This window comes from Paenibacillus rigui (assembly GCF_002234615.1).
Lineage (GTDB): Bacteria > Bacillota > Bacilli > Paenibacillales > NBRC-103111 > Paenibacillus_S > Paenibacillus_S rigui.
On record NZ_NMQW01000089.1, the window covers coordinates 1 to 1281 of the forward strand.

General features: G+C 36.1%; 1 protein-coding gene and 1 pseudogene. Both read left to right on the forward strand.

What is annotated here, in order from left to right:
* Positions 1-142: 142 nt before the first annotated feature.
* Positions 143-289: pseudogene (locus CF651_RS31725) on the forward strand (DsbA family oxidoreductase); the annotation flags it as partial.
* A gap of 441 nt (positions 290-730) precedes the next feature.
* Positions 731-1054: a hypothetical protein gene (locus CF651_RS31730; protein ID WP_094018869.1), complete on the forward strand. Its 324-nt coding sequence runs from the start codon at positions 731-733 to the stop codon at positions 1052-1054.
* Positions 1055-1281 lie beyond the last annotated feature (227 nt).

Consider the following 1281-nt stretch of genomic DNA (forward strand, 5'->3'; position numbering starts at 1 on the left):
TCGGAGATGTTTATAATAGAACTTTTTCTTTCGTTCAAGCATTAGTCGGCGTACGTAATCCCCCTTAGTCTCGTGGGCTCGGAGATGTGTATAAGACATAGACATTGGGGAGCATTACACAATGGCAGTTCTTCATGATCCATCCAAATATGCTAACGAAGTGCGTTCAGATGAAGCCACAGCAAAGCAATTAGGGATAACAGGAGCACCTTTCTTTGTCATTAATAGAAAATTCGCGATATCCGGGGCACAACCAACAGAGGTATTTATAAATGCTCTTAACCAAGTTTAGAACAGCGTGTAGACAGGCAGACAGTTCAAGCGAAATAGGCAGAACAATAAACCGCCCAAAATCCAATAAGGATATTGGGCGGTTTATTCTTTTCGTCAAAACTTTCCTTGTTCTACATTTTAGAAAAAAAGAAACTTAGCGCTGCGACGCGAAGACTGAGGGATAAACTGCTTCAAAAGAAAGAAAAACAACTTAGTATTTCAAGCGAGGAGAACAACTCATAAACAAACAAATATAATGTGGCATATCATTGTCCAGCGACACAAACATACGTCAATAATTAACCAATAAAATCAAGGGAACTATTCTATAACCGAATCTACTTTTAAGGTTTCAAAAGTTCTCAAAGGAAATTTAAACAAAAAAGATACTATTAAAGTAGTAGAGCCAGTAGGTACATTTAATGGGGTTATTTCGTCTTTTGAAGGCTACAAAGCAATGAAGAAAGATGGAGAATATATATTGTTTCTTTTTAAAGACCCACAAAATGATAGATATGGGATCGTTGCTATTAATCAGGGTAAATATTCTACAAATGGGTCGGTTGACATATATGAAGATAATAAAGAGAACCCAGAATATAAGCGGATAGAAAAATTCACCAACATGGTGGTTAATAAGTATTTAAAACAACCAGAACCACAACCACAACCACAACCACAACCAGAACAACAACAACCACAAAACACTGATTCTGTTACGGATAGCGTATATAAGAAGAACACTGAAAGTGTTACAAATTCAGTGTATGATAAAAAATAGTTCTTTGAGGCCAATGTAGACCGATCCTATACAGGAACCTTAAGGAAAACTTATCTCTGAAATATTCAGTGTGAATCACTTAAAGCATCTTCTGAAGCTCATTGCTTGGGAAGATGCTTTTCATATGGTGATCTTATGCATCTGCTGAATTATGAAGTTCAAAATGTAAGGAGCCACTGCTGAAAATGAGAAATTTTTATTGCAACAATCGAATCAATTTCATAATG